This is a genomic window from Leeuwenhoekiella marinoflava DSM 3653 (genome assembly GCF_900129005.1).
Taxonomy (GTDB): Bacteria; Bacteroidota; Bacteroidia; order Flavobacteriales; family Flavobacteriaceae; genus Leeuwenhoekiella; species Leeuwenhoekiella marinoflava.
The window spans coordinates 11,997-33,079 of sequence record NZ_FQUN01000006.1; the positions used below are offsets into that span (position 1 = coordinate 11,997).

A 21,083-nucleotide genomic window follows, 5' to 3' on the forward strand; every position below is an offset into this window, starting at 1 on the left:
ATGATGCAAAAGAAACTCAGTTTTTTAGATAAGAATTTAACCCTATGGATTTTTTGTGCAATGGCAATTGGAGTGGGAATAGGCTATTTCTTTCCCACTTTTCCCGATGTCATCAATACGTTCAGTAGCGGATCTACCAATATACCTATTGCGATAGGCCTAATCTTGATGATGTATCCTCCTTTGGCTAAAGTGAATTATGCCCTCCTGCCCAAAGTATTTAAGAATACTAAAATCCTGTCCATTTCTTTGGTTTTAAACTGGATTATAGGTCCTGCTTTGATGTTTATCTTGGCTATTACTTTTTTGCGGGACTATCCGGAATATATGGTGGGTCTGATTTTAATTGGTTTAGCGCGTTGTATTGCAATGGTGTTGGTGTGGAATGACCTTGCAGAGGGAAGCAGTGAGTATGGTGCCGGCCTGGTTGCTTTAAACAGTATATTTCAGGTATTTGCGTATAGCTTTTACGCGTGGATTTTCATAACCGTTCTTCCACCGTATTTTGGTTTTGAAGCAGCCATTGTAGACATCTCTATAGCAACAATTGCTGAAAGTGTGGCTATTTATTTAGGTATTCCATTTGCCTTGGGGATTCTAAGTCGTCTTATTTTGGTAAAATGGAAAGGAGAAAGCTGGTATACCCATACCTTTATCCCTTCAATTTCCCCAATAACCTTAATTGCACTGTTATTTACTATAGTAGTTATGTTTTCCCTGAAGGGAGAATTGATTGTTGAAATTCCAATGGATGTCTTAATTATAGCTGTGCCTTTGCTCATCTATTTCACGTTGATGTTTATCATAGGCTTCTTTGTCACCAAAGCTACGGGCGCTGAATATGATAAAACTACTTCTGTCGCTTTTACTGCAGCAGGGAATAATTTTGAGTTGGCCATCGCAGTAGCCATTGCTGTTTTTGGTCTGAATTCCGGACAGGCTTTTGCCGGGGTAATAGGTCCGTTAGTTGAAGTACCGGCCTTGATTGTGTTGGTTCGGGTTTCGTTTTGGTTACGGAAAAAATATTATAAGTAGGCTTCCTAGAAAAATCTTTACAGGTTAAAAGTGACCTTTAGATTCTTCTATCCCCAGCTTTCTTATCAGAGGATTTGAGGTACTTCTTGGGTTTGGCTTCAGCCTGGATCTGAAGTAGTTTTTTTTAATCTTCAAGCAATTCTACTTGAACTCATAGAGATCTTCTGTGGTAATCAGTGTTGCTGGCATAATACGTTGTTTTAAATAGAAAGGGACTATCGAGGTTTATTCATTTTAGTTGATAGCCCTTATCTGGGTTTGACTTTCGTTCTACGAATTTGATGGGTTTTTGAAAAATACTATTCATCATCCTTGTTCATCTTGGCTTCCAGGGCTCCGATAAGACTTTCACCCGAGGGTAAAGCATTGCAAAAGCAGGGTAGCGGTATACCGGCGCTATGGGAGAGCTAGGGATGCGGTTCTTTAACACTGTTTCTATTATCAATTACTCTTTATACTAATATGTCAGCAATAAGGTTGATATCCCGACAAAAGCTTTAATTATCAACTAGGTTTGTTTTGATATAATGAACTGGCAGTAATCTATAATAACTTACATTAGGCTACAAACTTGTGTTTTTCAACTACTTTTCAGCACTTAATCTTTGATAAATTTGTGACAGATAACAGGTATAAAAATTTATTAAGATGAAAACAGTATTAATAACAGGAGGTAATAAAGGGATTGGATTTGAAACAGCTAAACAACTGGGTAACTTAGGTTATGAGATTTATATAGGTTGTAGACATAAATATAAAGGGCAAGAAGCAGTAGAAAATCTTAAAAAGTTAGGGGTGAATAGTATAGATTGGATTGAGCTTGATGTAGCAGACAGCAAATCAATTGAGCAGGCTAAAATACAGCTAGCATCTAAAATCGATTCTTTAGATATATTAATTAATAATGCTGGTATAAGCGGTACTCAACCACAAAAGTTTTGTATTAATAATATCGAAACCTTACGAAATATATTTAACACCAATTTCTTTGGTACTGTTGAGGTAACTCAACAATTTTTTCCTTTATTAGAGAAAGCAGAACAGCCCATTATTATCAATATTTCTAGTGAAGTTGGATCTTTAGAAATTCATTCTTCAACAGGTAAAGATCCTAATTTAGAAATTTGGAGTGCTTATGGAGCATCAAAAACAGCAGTAAATGCTTTTACAGTAATGCTTGCCAATGAATTAGAAGATACTCCATTCAAGATTTTTAGCGTAACACCAGGATATACATCAACCGATCTCAATGATCATCAAGGAACAAAAACTGTAGAAGAAGGCGCCTCTCCAATTGTTGAAATAGCAACCCAATCAAATAATTTTACTTCTGGAAAATTTTATGGAGAACAAGGCGAAGTTACTTGGTAAGTTAATTTGTATTGATGTAATTTTTGAGTTTACTTATACTAAAAATTAGATATTTAAATTTGTTCCTTATCCTAAGAAAAGCATAGTATTTAAATGCAAAACATTTGCAAGGTAAAAACGATAGAAGAATTTCATTTTTTATCGGGTCTAGAGGCTCCGAAACATCCTTTGGTAAGTATTATTAATTATTCAGGTTTAAACATTTCTCAAAAAGAACGAGATTCTAGCTGGATGCTCGATTTCTACCTTGTTGCGATAAAACGTGACCTACAGGGGAAAATGTTTTATGGTCAGCAGGCGTATGATTGCGATAAGGGTATTATGTTTTTTGTGGCACCTAAACAAGTATTTAGTATTCAGCCTGACCCAAGTCCTAATGATAAAAGATCAGGATGGATGTTATTGATTCATCCTGATTTTATCTGGAATATTTCCTTGGCTAAAACGATATCCAATTATCATTACTTTGGTTATGCCATAAATGAAGCTTTATTTCTCTCAGAAGAAGAAGAAGTAACACTCCAACCTATTTTGAATGGAATAAAGAAAGAATATCAAACAGATATTGATCAATACGGTCAAAACATTATTATTGCGCATATCGAAACCTTGCTCCAATATTCTGAGCGTTTTTATCACCGTCAATTCACTGCCCGAAAAGTTACGAATCGTAAAATTGTAGAGCGGTTTGAAAATTTAGTATTGAATTATTTTAACTCAGATGTCTCTTTGAAAAATGGCCTGCCTAGTGTTCAATTTTTGGCAGAACAGCTTCATATTACATCTAAATATTTGAGTAAGCTCTTAAAAGAAATCACAGGACAAACTCCTCAGCAACTTATTCAAGAAAAGGTAATCGAAATTGCAAAATTGAAATTAACAACCACAGAAGAATCAGTAAGCGAAATAGCCTATAATTTAGGATTTGCACATCCTCAATCTTTTAATAAGTTATTTAAAAGAAAGACAGAACAATCGCCTCTTCAATTCAGAAAATCTTTTTTTCAATAAATCATAAACTCGTTTCTTATGATGAGAAACACAAGCTTCGAACACCCGTAACTATTGCACAAGTCTCTAATTACTAAAAAAATGTATGTATTTTAAGCGGTTTTCTAGCTTTAGAGCGTTTTAAACCCTCAACCTGAGATGCATTAAAATCAATCTATAGACTTGCTTTAAAGTTTTTTGATTTAAAAAAATGTTCAGTATTCCTGCTCTCCTTTTGGAGTATTATTATCGAACTCCAGATATTTTTTAACTTTTGATTTCATACACTATCAGGGGCTTTGCCTAGGGGTTGAGTAGGGGACGTTAGGGCAAAGCTTATAATACCCGTACTTCACCCCGTATATAAGCTATAGATACCCTATGTATACTTAGAGATTAGTCAAGAATGAGTCTATATTCAACCACAAAATTGATAGTAAAATTTTGGGGTCCGTGTGATATCATTGTGCTTTTGATAAGTAGGAGCTTGGAGATGCTTTTATTGTTTTAAGCTTGTAGCGTTAGATGTATTTTTTAGTTTCTATTGTAGGATCTGTTTATTTTCTGTGTAAGTGCTTAAGATTAGCTTAAACCTGTGCATTTCTCTCCTTGTCTTTGGATACAGAGAATAAAATAGCCCCTCGCTTAGTATTGTTCGCTTGTGACAAAAACCGCTTTGTCAGCTCTGCGTCGCAATTGCTTCTATGCTGCGGAGCTTCCTGCAGCTATTCTGGAACTGTACCTTGTTTAGCCTTGCTTTTTTTAAAAATAGATATCTAATTACCGAAGACAATTTTTGATTTACGCTCTAAAAGGTACTGGATTCCTATTTCAATCCATAGTAGAAACCATTTATCTCTGGTAGGAATTCCGGCCTGATTTCAACAAGTAAAAAACCTCTTTTTGAATATAAATAGCTCATATTTAGTTTTTTATTGTGTTATTACTATGGAAATAGGGTGTTTCCCCCCTTTTTTCAAAATATCATTTTTCTAATTTTAAAATAGAAAAGCAGTAATCAAAAAATAAACCTCAAATATTAAAAAACCATGGAATTTAAAATTAGTCCCTCTATAGGGGTTGCAAGATTGGGAAACAGCAAAAAACAGTTTTGCCTTTCACCTGATGAAATAGGAGGCCTTCCCTATGAAGCTGATGCTTCTGGGAACAAGTTGGGACCTATAAAAAACTTTAAAGATGATCAAAGTCAAGTACGAAAACAAGGACAACTATTTAAAGTTTTTAACGCAGATGGTGAAGAACTAACTTCAAACTCACCTAACATTGCTTCAATAGAATGGACGGTTCATTTGGCCAACAAAAAAGCAGCATGGTATCAATACAGTGAGCTTGAAGGTAATTTACTCTATGGTAAAGAAAACAGTTATAAAAACCGAAATGTGCCATTCAGAAATGCCTCTATAAAAGGAGAGCGCGAAAGACAAACACTGATCATTGATCCAGGACCAAGAAGTGTTTGTGGTCCAAATCAAAGCGTTACGTTCGATCAACCTTCAGTTCCAAAAGGATACCCTGCTCAATTTCCACCATCAAAAGTCTCCTCTGGAACACCGATTACAACTTTAGGTGACCTTAAAACTGACAACGAAGGTAGACTTATTGTTTTAGGTGGTTGTGGGCATGCTGGAGGGAATGAACCGCTAACGAGTTATGGAGGATCTGACACTTGGCATGATGATACCGCAGATGGCCCCGTGTACTGTACAATTACTTTTAAAGATAGTTCAGAACCTATTACACTTCAAGCTTGGGTCATTATAGGTTCTCCAGACTTTGCTCCAGAAATTGTTAACATTTCAACGCTTAGCGACAGTATGTTTGATGTTGGCGTTAGATACTTTAATCTCATGCCTGGTATGTGCAATCGAGGAGTTTTCAATACAGCGTTTAAGGTAAATTTTCAAAGGGATATTTTACCTATTATTAAACGTTTTGCGGGCTACCAATGGGTGGCTAATGTACAACCCATGATGGCATTCACTGCGAACTTAATTGATTTATCAGATCCGAGTGAAGAGAATAGAAAAAATAGGGAAAACTACTTCTCCTATTTCAGACGTCCCAACGATAAATCTGATTCTTCGCCTGACCAACCTCAATCTGAGTTGTTTAAAATGAATGGTGATGATTCTTTTCCTATGATGCCATTAAACTCCGGTAGTAACTCGGTAAGTAACGAGACGATTGTTAAGTTTTTGGCATTAAATGATACGCAATACTTTATGTTTCAACAATGGGCAAATGGAAACTTTGAAAACAATCCTTCATTCGAACCGCTACCTGTCAGTAAGGAGGATCAGGCAAGTATAGGCAATTGTGTGGGGCTACCGATGTGCCCGGGTATTGAGGTTACTTGGAGTGTTCAAAACCCAGCGATTTATTCAGCTCCATATAGTATTTCAGATCAAAGAGGTCTTGGTGGCTATTACAACTCAGGTCTTACCCCTTCAAGAGATGAATGTGAAGGAGGTGGTTGTGAACCAGGAGATTTAACTAAAAGAATGGCATGTCCTTGGCAGGCAGATTTTTTTCAGTGTACAGTTCAGCCAGTAAACTTTACGAATCCGGCTTTCAATAAAGACCAAAGAACCACCAGAGAAGAGATCAATACCACAGATACTTGGAAGGAATCTAAAACGACCTATCAAGACAACCAAACCTACATTAATGATCCTATCAACGAACCCTTACCTCCAACGTATTATTCGTATTGGTGGCCACCACAAAGCCCATGGGATGTACTAACTGGAGAAACTACTTTAGAAGGGCAGATGCAATCCAATTTACCAGCAGGTCAACAAATGAACTACGCACGAGGAATCAACAGTTTTGTTCAAATGGTAGAACACTGGTCTGCATTGGCCTTTATTAGAAATACAAATTCACAGGATAAGGGGTTCCCGTATTTTGCAGAAACTGAACGAACAAACGAGCTATTCTCATTTCAAGAATATGGTGTTGGTCAGGTTAGTGGTAATGGAGATGATAATGGCACAACTATGCCCGTATTTTATATCGAACAAAATCTAAAAAAAATAAAGAGTAAAAATAAGAGAGCTAAAAAACTAGTGGCTTTTCTTGAGGAACGTGCCTTTAAACCAATTACCGTTAATAGAGAAGAATTAGGCTCTCCTCGCTCTGGTACTAGAATGAGACGTTAATGCCAGATTCTATGATACAAACAGATGTGCTTATTGTTGGTGGAGGCCCCGGTGGAGCCTCTGCCGCATTAAGTTTATTAAACAATTCTAATTACAGTGTGACTATAATTGAGCAGTCTGATTTTAATACAACGCGAGTAGGAGAACACGTTTCTTCGAGCATATTTGATTTAATCGACTATTTAAAGTTAAGTAAGAGCGATTTCAGACAAGATAGTTTTATACCTGCTTATGCGAGTAAAGCGTATTGGGGAAGTGATCAAGTACGTTCAGTCAACTCTATATTCACCACAGAGGAGGCTACTTTTCAGTTGGATCGAGAAAAGTTTGATTTTAAGTTGATCGAAACCGCAGCTGAAAGGGGGGCTACCATTTACCCAAGAACAAAATGTTTAGATTACAAACAGCTACTTGACAAAAGTTGGAACGTATCACTCAGTCATCCTACTGAAGGTAAATTTGAGATTCACGCAAATTATCTGGTTGATGCTTCCGGTAGATCAGCCAATGTTTGCCGTAAGGTCGGTGGTATTTTGCGAAAAAATGATTCATTAATAGCCGTAGGGATGTTTTTAGATTTGAATGGAGAATCCAGGAAATTTCAACAAATCTTAGAATCAGTTGAATTAGGTTGGTGGTATGTTGCTTGTCTACCAGATGATCAAATGGTGATCACATTTTTCTCTGATGCCGACATTATTTCCGAGAACAAAATCCATCAACTTAATCAGTGGACCCAATTACTGCAACAGAGTAATCAGGTAAAGAATTGTCTACCTAACAGACAACCTTTTTCAGATAAATTGTGGATAAGAAACGCACAAACTCAGATAAGCGATTCTAAAGCCATAGAACGTTTTATATCCGTTGGAGACGCAGCTGTATCTTTTGATCCTATTTCTTCTATGGGTATTGGTTTTTCTATAAGTTCGGCAATCTACGCAGCAAAGCATATTGGACAAGAACTTGAAAAAGGCATTTCAACCAGTGACCTATATCAAGAAGATCTTTTGCAGAATTTTAACCGTTACCTTCAGATAAAATCAAGGTATTACAAAGAAGAAAGCAGGTGGCCATCTTCAAAATTTTGGAAAAGGAGAAATCAATAATAAAATGTACCTGGCAATTGTAGCCGCTATAAAAGCCTATGAAATCTAAAAAGACCAACTTAAATAAGCCCCCGTTGGCGGGAGTTTCTAATGCGTATTTATATGTAGCATAATGCCAATTCAGCTTTAACTCAATAGCTGTCAAAAATTGATTTCGCTGCCGCTCCAAAATTTAGGTTTTGCTCTATTTTAGAAGGTCTTTTAAAAGCAGTTTATTAAAGACAGGTTATTTCCTCTTGACAAAGCCTTGTAAATAAGATATATTTACTCACATAAGATAAGAGGCCTTTAGCTTAGCCGGCAAATAGCAGGCTAGGAGAAAAGCTTCTTTTTAACCGACAAGTTTGATCTTAACGAGTAGCTTGCCCTACTACCTGCCGCGAGTACTATGTGCTGCAACGATTCCATTTTAAACATTCCCAGAGTTCCATTCACCCAAGGTTCACCCGTAGTTCACCCGAGGTTCACCCGCGTTTCACCCGGGGATAGAGCATAGCAAAAGCAGGGTAACGGTATACTAAAGCTATGGGAACGGCAGGGTAGCGGTTCTCATACACTAGTTGTGGATGCAATGCTACCATTTTCAAGAAACGCAATTCCTAAAATTCCAATACGATAAGCTGTTTTAAATAGCATGGTTATTTCGGAGAAATTTGATCCGGGTTTAGATTTCATATACTAAGATGAGTTTTGAATAGCAGATGACCCGATCCAAAATAGCTATATTTTTTTGTGGTTTACGGGACTCTGTAAACTACTTCTAAGATTGAGTAAATTTTAGTCAAAATGGAAAAAATACATCAATATCACTCGGAAATCATTTTGAGGATTTTATCAGAGAAGAAGTAAATTTTGGAAGGTATGGTTCGGTCAGGGAAGTTATTCGTTTAGCATTACGTTTATTAGAACATGAAGAAAAAAAGGAAAGAGAACTGATTAAGGCTCTCGAACTTGGAGAAAATAGTGGATTTGTTGAAAATTTTGACCCGAAACAAAACTTGACTGAACCGGTTCTTAGTCGGTCAGCCTGCTATGAGGATTAGTTTGTTTTAGAGTGTTTTATTTTAAGGGAAGTCTACAAATATAGTTTTGAGGGATTAAGTGATTCTTGAAACTACTTCTAAAACAAATTTCTATTTTTATAAACACAATTCTAAAGGGTTGATATCCTGTAAATTTTGAGGAGATATAATAAGTTATGTACAAGCTGAAAAAATTGCTCACCTAAAAATGAACATCGACAATATTCTGGACAAAATACATCCAATTAACGCTTCATCTAAACTCAAATTGATTGAGAGTTTTGAGGAAATAAGTCTTCCAAAAAATCAACTAATAATACGTTCGGACAAGGTTGAAAAAAACATCTATTTTATAAAAAGGGGAATTGCACGTACTTTTTCAAATACCGATGACATTGAAGTTATGATTGCTTTTGGCGAAGAAGGCGACACCATCATTTCACTAAAAAGCTATATTCTTAACCAAAAAGGGTATGAAAATATAGAATTATTGGAAGACTGTGAACTCTATAAAATTAATGCTACAAATCTTCAAAATTTATTCTCAATAGATATTGATATTGCAAATTGGGGCAGAAAATTTGCCGAACAAGAACTTATAAAAGCCGAACAAAGATTTATATCAAATCAACTCGGAACAGCAACAGAACGCTACATAGAACTCTTAAAAAAACATCCAACTTTAATACAACGAGTTTCACTTGGTCTCATCGCTTCCTATTTGGGTATCACACAAGTAAGTTTAAGTAGAATACGAGCAAATATTACATAAGTTTTATTTTTTATCATTTGTTAAATTTTTCTTCAAACCTTATTAAGACCTTTGTCCAAAGTTTAGAAAATAATGAATTGGATACTTTTGGTTATTGCAGGATTGTTTGAAGTTGCCTTTGCATTTTGTTTGGGAAAAGCAAAAGAAACATCGGGAAATGAAATGTATCTATGGCATGCTGGTTTTTTAGTTACACTTACAATTAGTATGGGGCTTTTAATTAAAGCCACTCAAACATTACCAATAGGCACTGCTTATGCAATTTGGACAGGAATTGGAGCAGTTGGTACTGTTCTCGTAGGCATATTTATATTTAAAGAACCTGCAACATTTCTGCGAATACTATTTCTCACAACATTAATCGCTTCAATCGTTGGATTAAAAGCAGTATCATCAAATTAAATAGCATTTCAAAAAATGAATATAACCATAAGAAAAGCCATAGAATCTGATTCAGGCGGAATTTGGAAACTGATGAAAGAGTTAGCCATTTTTGAAAAATATATTGACTCATTTGCTATTACGCCCGAAATCGTCAGAGAACGCGGATTTAAAAAAAATCCACCTGACTTTTCTTGCTTGGTTGCAGATGACAATCAAAAAATAGCAGGAATTTTGGTTTATTATTATTTGCCGTTTACAGCACAAAACAAACCTGCCATATTCATAAAAGAACTTTATGTCGACACAACTTACAGAGGGCATAAAATTGGCGAAAAATTGATGCTGGCTCTCAAAGAAGAAGCGGTTATAAATAATTGTGAGCAAATAAAATGGACTGTTGCACCTTGGAACGAAGGTGGAATAAGGTTTTACAATAAATTGGGAGCCAAAGAAAACAACGATTGGCTAAACTATGAATGGAATTTAGACCACTGAAATATAATCAAGATGCAACAAATAACAGTAAGAAAAATAACGACAGCTGACATTATCGAGCTTCAAAAAATTGGAAAATTAACTTTTAGCGAAACTTTTTCTTCAGGAAATAGTGAAGAAAATATGAAAGATTATTTGGAAGATGGATTTTCAACAGAAAAACTGAGAGCAGAATTGACCGACCACAATGCTGAATTTTACTTTGCCGAGCTTAACGGAAAAACAATCGGATATTTAAAAGTAAACGCAGGAGAATCACAGACCGAAATAAAAGATAACAATGCACTCGAAATTGAACGGATTTATGTGTTAAAAGAGTATCACGGAAAAAAAGTCGGACAAATTCTTTATGACAAAGCAATTGAATTAGCAAATGAAAAAAATGTGGAATATGTTTGGTTGGGAGTTTGGGAAGAAAACCCAAGAGCAATCCGATTTTATGAGAAGAATGGATTTAAAGCGTTTGACAAACACGTTTTCAAACTCGGAAATGATGAACAAACTGACATAATGATGAAACTAAATCTGAATTAAAAAGCCAGCAGCTAACAATGGTAGCTTTGCACAAGCTTATAGTTTGTAAAAATAGAGATTGAAATAAGCCGCTCAGAGCGGTTTTTAGTTTTAGACCGTTCTTAAATCAGTAAAAAGCAGTACTATAAAATGTGGATGTTTAGGAGGATAAACAAGTAGCACTAGCAATCTGAAATAGCTATAAGCTTCGTTAGATTTACCAAACTATATAAAACCAAGTAAGCAAGGCTTAAAACCTATTGGATAGCGTTGTTACTTCAACTACTTTTAAAGAATAAAAAAGTGGTTTTGAGATAGACCGCCGTCAGATGAAATTAATTTTGAAAATTGAGACGGGGAAGGCTACACTTTGACCGAGGTTTTTATTGCTTTTATTCCATTGACTCTTTGTGAGGGAATATCGATTGGGGTTTGATAGGTTTTTTCAATCTTTTGAATGTTAAATATGAAATTGAATTTTTTGTCTTTGTCCACTTCAATAGCACCATTCCAAACACCTGTATATTCTATGAAAGGATCATTAGTGTTAGAAAAAATAAACAGATTGTGATTATGCTTGTTTTCATAGTTTTGATTTTAAAAATTAGTGTAGGGCTTTCCTGACTGAAATTTTTTCAGCATAATTATGATGTTGTTTTTTTAATAAAACTAGTCGGTGACTAGTGTTTAAGAAGATGTATCTTCAAGTTCTTCCAGAATGTGAGAAGCGGAATCCGTTACCCTTTTGTATTTGGCATAACCCCAAATGGAAAATAGAATTAGAAAAACCGCCATTATGGGAATATACCAATACAACAAATCGATGTTTGTAATAAATATATCCTTTCCTTTAAATACTTTGACTACAACAGGTAAACTGACTGCCAAAAGAATAAAATTGAGGTAGATACCCGTTTTTTGTATTAAAAGGAATTGCCTTTTCTTTTTAGTATAAGCGATAAAGGTATCTTTATAGGTGCTATTGGTTAAGTCGATACTTTTCATGTCACTAATAGAAAGTAGTACAACTACTGGAAGTATGATTAAATAAAGGATGGTAAAAATACCGGAAGCTAACAAATACCAAGTATCCAACTCTGAAAATCGTGAAATGAGCAGAATGGCCACTATGAAACAGATGACGGAGCCTATGCCTTCATACTTAGAAAGTATGCCTATTTTATTTTTATAACGTTCTTTAGTCATTTCCATAATTAGTTTATTGGTAAGTCTTTTTTGATTTTCCAATTGGTCGCTCATTTGAGACCAGGTCGCTTGCATTTCTTCGAGTTCCATACATTATTTTTTGATTATCTTTTTGTTCAATTTTTCTTTTATCCTTGCCATACGTGTTCCTACATTACTGGCTGAAATACCAGTTATAGCTGCTATTTCTTCATACTTTTTTCCTTCTAAAAAGAGAAATATAATTCCTTTATCCACCTCACCGAGAGTTTTGATGCTGGTATACAGGGTTTTAATGCGTTCTTCAAGAATTGGGTCGTAGTTTTCAGCTACGAGTACAATTCCAGCTAACGATGTTTTATGTCCTTTTCTTTTTTTGTTCTTTAAATGCAACAGGGCTGTATTTAGTGCTATGCGATATATCCAAGTACTTACTTTTGCATCACTTCTAAATGTGTTGAAGCCCTTCCATAATTGATAGACAATTTCTTGGTACAAATCTTTCTGATCTTCTTTAGTATCGGCATACAACCTCATCATTTTGTAAAGGATGCTTTCGTTTTTCTGAATTATTTCTACAAATTCTTTTTCCTGTGGCATAAATTATTCGCTATACTCTATTAGTATCGCTTTTTTCAAAAAAGCACAAAACATTTTATATTTTAATACTATTTTACATTCTTTAAAATTGACCTGTGCCTCTAAATTTAGTTTTGGAAAAGAATATTTCCACCATATTTTTCATAAAGTACAATGGAATAGCCCTAAATATTTAAAAGAGACGTTAGCGTTACTATTATCCCGATACTTATCCCTGATTTGGTTACAACGAACCTTGATTCTGAAACATTTATCTTTTAAAGGGAGATGAATTTTGCATTGGTAAACTTAAAAGAAACAAAACAATGCGAAAAGTAACATTCAAAAACAGAAATTGGTACACAGCAGCCATCCTTCATTTGCCCGACAATTTTGATGAAGCACAAAATTATCCGGCTATTGTTTGCGTTCATCCGGGAGGTAGCGTAAAAGAACAAACCGCAGGTTTGTATGCAGGAAAACTTGCCAAAAAAGGGTTTATTGCTTTGGCTTATGACGCTTCTTTTCAAGGCGAAAGCGGTGGAGAGCCAAGATATTTGGAAGACCCAACCAATCGTGTAGAAGACATACGCTATGCCGTAGATTATCTTACTACATTAAATTTTGTAGATAAAAATCGTATCGGTTTATTAGGCATTTGTGCAGGCGGTGGTTACGCTGCAAATGCAGCATTGAAAGAAAGGCGAATAAGAGCAGTGGCAACGGTTTCAGGAGTGAACATAGGCAGAGCATTTAGAGAAGCAAATTTTTTAGAAACATTAGAAGCTGTTTCTTCGCAACGAACTGCGGAAGCCAACGGAGCAGAATCGATGATTACCAATTGGACACCCAATTCTTGCGAAGAAGCAAAACAAGCAGGCATAAACGAATTGGATATGTTGGAGGCTATTGATTATTACAGAACGCCAAGAGGCGAATTTCCTACTTCAAACAATAAATTGCTTTTTGCAAGTATGCCGAACTTAATAATATTTGACGCTTTTCATCTTGCTGAATTTTTGCTGACACAACCTTTATTGATTATTGTTGGCGACAAAGTTGGTGCTTTCGGTTCATATAGAGATGGTTTTGACTTGTACCAAAAAGCCGCTTCCAAAAACAAAACAATCCATATTGTAAATGGAGCGGGTCATTATGATTTATACGATAAACCCGAAGCAACAGCAGAAGCATTGGATAAGTTAGTCCCATTCTTTAAGGAAAATCTATTACAGGAATAATGACTGTTTTTCTAAAAATAATCGGAACAGTTTTGCTTATCGCAGGTTGTGTTCTGACCTATAAGCCCAACTTAATTAGCAACATCCCTTTATCCGAAAACCCATATCAGATGATTGAAGTGCGGGTTAAATGGGGATTTCTAATTGGGTTGGGGATTTTGTTCATATTTTACACTCAATGGAGTGATTGGAAATTAGCGGTGTGTGCAGTATTGTTTTTTCTAACTTTGGGGATTATCATAGCCCGATTATTCGGGTTTGTTTTAGACGGTTTTTTTTCAAAACAAGTATTTTGGCTTACTATAGAAATTTTTGCTTTAATCATCTTCGGAATTTTATATAGATATGCAGACAATTAATTCTTTATCTGAATTTCATCGTTTATTATCCATGCCACCGCCTTTACATCCGTTGGTAAGTGTGGTTTTGGTTTCAGAAATACACGCTGTAAATTCTGATTTGTGGCGACATTTTTCTACTGATTTTTATACGATTTCTCTGAAGAATAATATCCAATCCAAAGTAAAATACGGGCAACAATATTATGATTTTGACAAGGGGACAATGACTTTTACTGCACCTAAACAAGTCCAGTCTATTGAAGTAGATAAGACCAATGCTTTTAACGAAACAATTGGGACAGGATATGTATTGATTTTTCATGCTGATTTTTTGAAAAAGCACCCACTGCAAAGCACAATCAGGAATTACGGTTTCTTTTCATATTCCCTAAATGAAGCCTTGCACCTTTCGCAACAGGAAGAGCAAAATATTGTTGATGTTTTCCAAAAAATAGAAAAGGAATATCAGCATATTGACAAGCACACACAAGACATTATGTTGTCGCAAATTGATTTGCTGTTGACTTATTGCAATCGTTTTTACGAACGCCAATTCATTACCCGTAAAACCGTAAATAACGATTTGCTTTCAAAAATGGAAAATCTTTTAAGCGACTATTTCAATACTTCAGAAACACTTAAAAGAGGATTACCAACAGTTGAATATTTAGCTAATCAACTCAATTATTCCGCAAATTATTTAAGCGATATGTTGCGTTTGCTGACAGGACAAAACGCCCAACAACACATTCACGAAAAACTCATTGAAAAAGCAAAAGAAAAACTTTTAACAACAAACTTATCCGTAAGCGAAATAGCCTATGAATTAGGTTTTGAGCGATCACAATCGTTTAACCGGCTTTTCAAAAAGAAAACCGAAATGTCACCTTTGAAGTATAGACAATCGTTTGATTAACAGAAAAATAAAAATACTACCGCGAATCGAGTAGACGGCTTCGCCTTTAAGTGACGGAATGCGCCTCTCAAAGCACCGTGCATATAAGGGCTTGCTTCAAGTGCTATTTCAATATTTTTTTAACTAAAATATGTTCCGGTTTAGAAAAAAATTAAATTCTGCTAAACTTCCTAAATAGGTTATTTTTATGGGTTGAATTGATATCATGCACCTGATTTAAAACCATGTAAGATCACATGGGTACCTATGCATAAATGAAATTAACATTATACATATTCCTCTTATTATTTAGCCTGCAATTGCAAGCTCAGATCAACCTTGATTCCATTGTCGTCTTAAGAAAAAACCAACCCCAGAATGCCATCATAGAAATTGATAAATTACTATTTTCTAAAAGAACAGCAGACAGTTTAATCCCGTATTTACACAAAGAAAGTGGCTATGCATACCAAAACCTAAACGATATAGACAAAGCAATTACGCTTTTAGAGAAGGCAAAAAATGGCTTTAACCCCAAAACACAAGCCGAGCAGTTAATGAATGTTGAAATACAACTGTCAAATAATTTTTCCAGGCTGAATAAACAAAGTGAAGCCATACAATATGGGAACAAGGCTTTGCAACGTGCCGAAGAATTAAAGAATAAAGAGCTGGTTGTAAAAGCCAACGACAACATGTCTTACGTCTATTTTAAACTTGGGCAGTTAGATAAAGCTATTTCCTATTTACAAGTTTCAAAAGCCTATCATTTAGAGCATAACAACCAGGCTGAGCTTTCTGTTAACTATAACAATTTGGCGATTCTATATCGAAACAAAGGCGATTTACAGCGTTGCATTTCCTATAATCAGAAATCTTTAGCTATAAATCGTAAGTTGAAGGATATGGCTTCGGTAGCCAAATCGTACAACAACCTGGGCATTGTGTACAACCAATTAAACAACACCGAAAAGGCGACATCTTATTTCACAAAAGCTATTTCGCTGAACGATTCCTTGAAAATAAACAACAGCAATCCCCTGATATCGCTGGCACGATTGCAACACCAACAAAATGATCTTCAAGACGAAGAAAAAACTTTGTTGAAGGCATTGGAGCTTGAAGAAAAAACGGGTAGGCTCGATATGCAAAAATCGCTCTATCAATCCCTTCTAAATAACAGTTTAGAACAAAACAATCCGCTCATTGCCAAAAGCTATCAATCTATTATTGAACGTATTGATGCCGAACTTGCCCTGCGTCAAAAAGAAGAAAATTTACAACTGATAGACACGCACAAGCAATTGCTGGAAAACGAACTGAAATGGCGCGAGCAACAGCAGCGTACCATGACTTACCAATGGATCGCGCTTTCTGTCTTTTTACTTGCGCTTGCCTTCGGAATCTATTTTTATCAACGCCAATCGAAAAAAGATTTGGTACGGCAAAAAGAACGCGCTTTGCTTGAAAATAAGGTGTTGCGCTCCCAAATGAACCCGCATTTTATTTTTAATGCCCTTACAGCTATTCAAAATACGGTAATGAATAAAAACCCGTTGGATGCGGCATCTTACATTGCAAAATTTGCAAAATTAATTCGTCAGAATTTTGATTTTGTTCAGAAAGAATGGATCAGCTTGGAGGAAGATCTAGATGCCCTTCAAAATTATATGGAAACCCAAAAATTTCGGTTTAACCACAGCTTTGAGTATGATATTTTGGTGCAAACGCAAGAGGCGCCGGGCAACCTGAACATTCCACCCATGTTATTGCAACCCTTTGTAGAAAATGCCATTGAACACGGACTGAAGAAAAGTGACAAACCCGGAAAGATTGTGATTTCTGTAAACCAGGAAAATGAAAAATGCCTGCATTTCACCATTGAAGATAACGGGAAAGGCTATACCCCAACTTCGGACAACAAATTGCACGCCACACAAATTATTAAAGAACGTCTAAAAATTCACAATCCCAGTGATGCTACAAGTTTTAAGATTCAATCCTTGGGTAAAAACAAAGGAACACGGGTTGCATTTTCATTGTCGTTAAAATCATAAAATCTATGAACGTTGTTATTGTCGAAGACGAGAAAAATGCCCAGGAAGCTTTAAAAAGAATGCTGCAACTCACCGCGCCGCATTTCCAGATTCAAGCTGTTTTGTCAAATGTAAAATCAGCTGTGAAGTTCTTAAACAACAATGAAATAGACTTGCTTTTCCTGGATATTCAGCTTGAAGACGGCACTGGTTTTGATTTGCTCAACCAACTTGAATCGCAACAATTTGGACTTATTTTCACAACTGCTTATGATGCGTATGCAATTAAAGCCTTCAAGTTTAGCGCTATCGATTATTTGCTCAAACCCATTGACCCAGACGAACTAAAGGGAGCCATTGAGCGCGCGAATAAACGTGAATCACCCACCATTACACCGGTAGCAACACAAAAAGACGATCAGAAAATTGTTCTTAAAACAACTGATAACCGCTATTTGATTGCTATCAAAGATATTTTACATCTTGAGGCAGATGGTTCTTACACGGTGTTTTACACCAAGGAGCAAAAAATAATGGTCTCCAAAAACCTGAAATATTATGAAGAGCTCCTGCAGGAATACGGCTTCGTACGTTGTCATCAATCCCATCTGGTAGCACGGTCGCACATTAAAATTTTAAAAACGAGCAGTTTACTACTCAGCAATGGCTCCGAAGTTCCTATTTCGCATCGCAAACGAAAATTATTTAAAGATTCTATTCACGATTTAAACTAAATCAATCATACGCTTATCAATTAGCTACCAACGCTTATGAGTTGAATTTCATATTCGTCAATTTAGACGATAGGTTTGTTTCCAACATAAAACTATTAAAACAACTACATTATGATTGGAAGTATTATTGCCATTTTAGGCGGACTTATTGCCTCTGCTAGCGTGATTGTCGCTAAAAAACCGAATGCCAAAGAACTCATTGACAAACTGACACCATACCAAGGTTGGATTGGAGTTATACTTGCTTTTTGGGGTGTTTGGGGTGCCATTAGTTCAATTCTAGGTATTGGAAGTTTAAGCCTTGCCTGGATCATAGGCTTAGCTGTTGCCGTGGTAGAATTTGTCGTTGGATTTTTATTGGGTTACGGCTTGATTTCTAAATACCTTTTAGAAAAAAATGAAACCGCAAAAGAAAAAGGTCAGGCCCTGCGATTAAAACTCACAAAATACCAGATTCCTGCCGGATTGATCCTTTTAGCCCTGGGGGTACTCTCCCTGGTATTCTATTTTATTGGATAATACTAATGGACAAAATCAATAATGAATATCAAAAAACCGATATAAATGCATCAGTTAAAGCAAGCCTTTTTTGCTAAAGATTATGATCAGGTAGAAGCTATTATTTTAGCCGAAGCAAGTTCTTTTAAAGCACTTGCTTTGTTTGATCAAAATCAAATAATCAGCACCTTTTTACATCTGAAAAAATACGATTTCATCTTAAAATTATCCAACTCAGAAGCGGTGATTTTAGATGTGTTTGAATTGGACAAACTCAGTGGAAGTTTTATTGATACTGTTTTCTCAGCAACCCCGTTTTACTCCCAAGCGATGACTCCATATAATTTTCAAAGTCTTTCCCGGGAACAGCCAAATGAGGCAGCCTTGGATTTCTTTGAGAGGTTTATTTCAAAAATAGAAAATATAGAGGAAGGCACTGGCAATGAATCACTATTGAAGCTTGCAATAAATAAAAAATTACCAGTTAAAACGCTTGAAATCCTAGTGAAGGCTGGTTGTGAGATCACAGAAATGGATACTTCAGACAACACCTTGCTTTTTAATAAATTACAAGCTCCGGTAATGCAGTGGCTTATTGACAAGGGCTTGGATGTGGATCATAAAAATAAAGGAGGTAAGACACCACTGCTCCTTGCCGTTGAAAATAATCAGTTTGATAGTGTTCAACTTCTTTTAGAAAATGGTGCAGATACATCGGTTAAAGACAAAAGCGGAAATTCCATTTTTCATATCGCGTTGATCGATAAAGTTTGCTATGAAGTGTTTGACCTGCTTTGTCAATACGACCACCCTTCCTTAGAAGAAACCAATTCCCACGGGTCAACCTTGCTGTTCAACTATATCGATAGGTTTTACAGCCCGGGCGAAAAGGAACTGGAATATCTCAACAAATTACTCGAAATGGGCGGCGATATCCATCAGATAAATCGCGATGTGTATGGCGAAGAAACAACTGTTTTGGAGATCGCCTTAAAAAAAGGATTTGCCGTGTTTGAAACACTCTTGAAACATAATGATCACGAGATTAACCTCACAGACAACAAGGGCAACACCATCTTACATAAAGTGTGCGCTATTGAACTCAATTTTGATCAAAAAAGGGTAAAAGAACAGTATAAAATGACCAAGTTGTTACTCCAACAAGGTGCCGATACAACTATAAGGAACACCCAGGATAAAACACCATTGGATCTCGCCTCTGACGATAATTTAAAAGAGAAAGTTGTGATTTTATTGTTGAAAAATAACTCAAAATAACAGTTAATTAATAAAGAAACCTAAAATCCAGAATGAGTAAATCATTTTTAATCGCCTGTGAAAAGGGCAACCGAAAAATAGCCGAACTGTTATTGGAAAATGAAGTTTCGGACCTTAACTATACCGACAATAAAGGTCGTACGGCTTTGCATTATGCCGCTCATCAAGGTTATAAAGAAATCTGTGCCAGCTTAATTGAAAAAGGTGCCGATGTAAACTACGAAGACCATCAAGGTGAAACGCCGCTTTATTTCGCAACGCTAAAAAACCAGACACTAGTCATCAAATTGCTGATAGCAAACCATGCCAAAACAGAAATCACTGATAAGGCAGGAAACACCCTATTACATCTTGCGGCTAAAAATGGGCAAAAACCCTTGGCCGAATTATTCCTGGAAAACGGATTGCAACTGGAAAGCACCAATAACACTGGTCAAACCCCGCTAATGCTGGCCGTTGTTCATCGCAAAAAACTATTGATAGACTTCTTTATAGAACAAGGCGCAGATACGGGCATCAAAACAAAAGATGGTAGTAATTTGATCCAGTTGGCATTGTCTTCTGGTAATATGCCTGTCATTAAAACCCTGCTTGAAAATGGTATTCCGGTAGATGAACCCGATGCACAGTCCGTCACGCCCTTGCAATACGCATGTTACAATAACAACATTATGCTGGTGAGGTTATTTTTGGAAAAAGGGGCCAATATTTTTCAGCATACTCCAAGCGGATTGTCGCCTATTTATTACGCCTGCGCCTACAATCAAAAGCAATTGGTCAGCCTGTTCCTGAGACAAGGTTTGGATGTTAATTTCCAAACCCCTTCGCAAAGCGAATTAACCATGGGAAGCTATCTCGATTTTATAGAAACAGCTCAGGATCTATCATCAGACAGTTTGTTTAATATCTGCCAGTCCAGAACCGCTGGTGGCGAGAGTTTACTGCATATCGCCACAAAGAACGGGCATTTGTATATGGTAGAATTATTACTTCAAAAGGGTGCCGATGTCAATATTCAGGATGAATCTGGAAACACTGCCTTGCACTACGCCGCCGCAGTTGGAAACAAAGATATCGTTGCCTTATTGATAAAAAATGCTGTCGATGTCGATCTATCGAATGTGAGGGAACAAAAGCCCCTGGATTATGCCAGCATTCGAGGCTATAATGAAATTGCTGCCCTCATTTTAGGTGAAAAAGATAGTGCTGACGTATTAAAACCCAACCCGACCAATAATGCTGTTTCAGTTGAGAACAATAGTATTCAATCGGCAGTTTCAATGAATAAAGATGAAATTAAAGCCAAACTAAAGGAACTTAAAGAATTATATGAAGAAGGCTTATTGGAGGAAGAGGAATTTAAAGAAGCGAAAGCTAAGATCCTCAATAAATTATAAATAGGAATTAAAGAGGAGGTCAAAAA

19 protein-coding genes and 1 pseudogene are annotated in these 21,083 nt (G+C 36.1%); 18 read left to right on the forward strand and 2 right to left on the reverse strand.

Annotation, left to right across the window (positions count from 1 at the left end; genetic code table 11):
* The 10 genes and pseudogenes from arsB (at position 1) to BUB91_RS05015 (ending at position 10,894) form a co-directional block, all read left to right on the forward strand.
* Complete coding sequence (arsB, locus tag BUB91_RS04970; RefSeq protein ID WP_073098272.1) at positions 1-1,035, forward strand: ACR3 family arsenite efflux transporter; 1,035 nt, start codon at positions 1-3, stop codon at positions 1,033-1,035.
* A 648-nt stretch (positions 1,036-1,683) separates the two neighbouring features.
* Positions 1,684-2,406: an SDR family NAD(P)-dependent oxidoreductase gene (locus BUB91_RS04975; protein WP_073097818.1), complete on the forward strand. Its 723-nt coding sequence runs from the start codon at positions 1,684-1,686 to the stop codon at positions 2,404-2,406.
* 93 nt (positions 2,407-2,499) lie between these two features.
* Complete coding sequence (locus tag BUB91_RS04980) at positions 2,500-3,417, forward strand: helix-turn-helix domain-containing protein (RefSeq protein ID WP_073097820.1); 918 nt, start codon at positions 2,500-2,502, stop codon at positions 3,415-3,417.
* A gap of 1,028 nt (positions 3,418-4,445) precedes the next feature.
* Complete coding sequence (gene lodA, locus BUB91_RS04985; RefSeq protein WP_073097823.1) at positions 4,446-6,578, forward strand: CTQ-dependent lysine 6-oxidase LodA; 2,133 nt, start codon at positions 4,446-4,448, stop codon at positions 6,576-6,578.
* Positions 6,578-7,687 carry a lysine-epsilon-oxidase maturase LodB gene (gene lodB / locus BUB91_RS04990; protein ID WP_073097825.1) on the forward strand — a complete coding sequence of 370 codons (1,110 nt, stop codon included), beginning with the start codon at positions 6,578-6,580 and terminating at the stop codon, positions 7,685-7,687. Before lodA ends, lodB begins: the two co-directional genes overlap by 1 nt.
* A gap of 800 nt (positions 7,688-8,487) precedes the next feature.
* Positions 8,488-8,730 (forward strand): annotated as a pseudogene (locus BUB91_RS04995) (type II toxin-antitoxin system ParD family antitoxin); the annotation flags it as partial.
* A gap of 187 nt (positions 8,731-8,917) precedes the next feature.
* The gene (locus BUB91_RS05000) at positions 8,918-9,481 is read left to right on the forward strand and encodes a Crp/Fnr family transcriptional regulator (protein ID WP_073097828.1); all 564 of its coding nucleotides are present in this window, start codon (positions 8,918-8,920) and stop codon (positions 9,479-9,481) included.
* A 72-nt stretch (positions 9,482-9,553) separates the two neighbouring features.
* On the forward strand, positions 9,554-9,883 hold the full coding sequence (locus tag BUB91_RS05005; protein ID WP_073097830.1) for a DMT family transporter: 330 nt from the start codon (positions 9,554-9,556) through the stop codon (positions 9,881-9,883).
* A gap of 15 nt (positions 9,884-9,898) precedes the next feature.
* Entirely contained in the window at positions 9,899-10,360 is a 462-nt protein-coding gene (locus BUB91_RS05010; protein ID WP_073097832.1) for a GNAT family N-acetyltransferase, read from the forward strand.
* Between the two features lie 12 nt (positions 10,361-10,372).
* Positions 10,373-10,894 (forward strand): GNAT family N-acetyltransferase, encoded by a 522-nt coding sequence (locus BUB91_RS05015; protein WP_073097834.1) that lies wholly within the window; start codon positions 10,373-10,375, stop codon positions 10,892-10,894.
* A 666-nt stretch (positions 10,895-11,560) separates the two neighbouring features.
* Here BUB91_RS05015 and BUB91_RS05020 read toward each other — a convergent pair.
* Complete coding sequence (locus tag BUB91_RS05020) at positions 11,561-12,169, reverse strand: hypothetical protein (RefSeq protein WP_073097836.1); 609 nt, start codon at positions 12,167-12,169, stop codon at positions 11,561-11,563.
* A 3-nt stretch (positions 12,170-12,172) separates the two neighbouring features.
* Complete coding sequence (locus BUB91_RS05025) at positions 12,173-12,658, reverse strand: RNA polymerase sigma factor (protein ID WP_073097838.1); 486 nt, start codon at positions 12,656-12,658, stop codon at positions 12,173-12,175.
* A 305-nt stretch (positions 12,659-12,963) separates the two neighbouring features.
* On the opposite strand from BUB91_RS05025, the gene BUB91_RS05030 reads away from it, so the two are divergent.
* From BUB91_RS05030 to BUB91_RS05065, 8 genes are all read left to right on the forward strand, one after another.
* The gene (locus tag BUB91_RS05030; protein ID WP_073097840.1) at positions 12,964-13,878 is read left to right on the forward strand and encodes an alpha/beta hydrolase; all 915 of its coding nucleotides are present in this window, start codon (positions 12,964-12,966) and stop codon (positions 13,876-13,878) included.
* Positions 13,878-14,237, forward strand: coding sequence for a DUF4345 family protein (locus BUB91_RS05035; RefSeq protein ID WP_073097842.1), 360 nt, complete (start codon positions 13,878-13,880; stop codon positions 14,235-14,237). Before BUB91_RS05030 ends, BUB91_RS05035 begins: the two co-directional genes overlap by 1 nt.
* Entirely contained in the window at positions 14,224-15,135 is a 912-nt protein-coding gene (locus BUB91_RS05040; RefSeq protein WP_073097844.1) for a helix-turn-helix domain-containing protein, read from the forward strand. The genes BUB91_RS05035 and BUB91_RS05040 overlap by 14 nt, the downstream gene beginning before the upstream one ends.
* A 254-nt stretch (positions 15,136-15,389) precedes the next feature.
* On the forward strand, positions 15,390-17,171 hold the full coding sequence (locus BUB91_RS05045) for a tetratricopeptide repeat-containing sensor histidine kinase (protein ID WP_073097846.1): 1,782 nt from the start codon (positions 15,390-15,392) through the stop codon (positions 17,169-17,171).
* 5 nt (positions 17,172-17,176) lie between these two features.
* A complete protein-coding gene (locus tag BUB91_RS05050; protein ID WP_073097848.1) occupies positions 17,177-17,884 on the forward strand; it encodes a LytR/AlgR family response regulator transcription factor in 708 nt (235 codons plus the stop codon).
* A gap of 111 nt (positions 17,885-17,995) precedes the next feature.
* The gene (locus BUB91_RS05055; protein WP_073097850.1) at positions 17,996-18,403 is read left to right on the forward strand and encodes a hypothetical protein; all 408 of its coding nucleotides are present in this window, start codon (positions 17,996-17,998) and stop codon (positions 18,401-18,403) included.
* Positions 18,404-18,448: 45 nt separating this feature from the next.
* Complete coding sequence (locus BUB91_RS05060; protein WP_073097852.1) at positions 18,449-19,660, forward strand: ankyrin repeat domain-containing protein; 1,212 nt, start codon at positions 18,449-18,451, stop codon at positions 19,658-19,660.
* Positions 19,661-19,692: 32 nt separating this feature from the next.
* Entirely contained in the window at positions 19,693-21,057 is a 1,365-nt protein-coding gene (locus tag BUB91_RS05065) for an ankyrin repeat domain-containing protein (RefSeq protein WP_073097854.1), read from the forward strand.
* Positions 21,058-21,083: the final 26 nt, after the last annotated feature.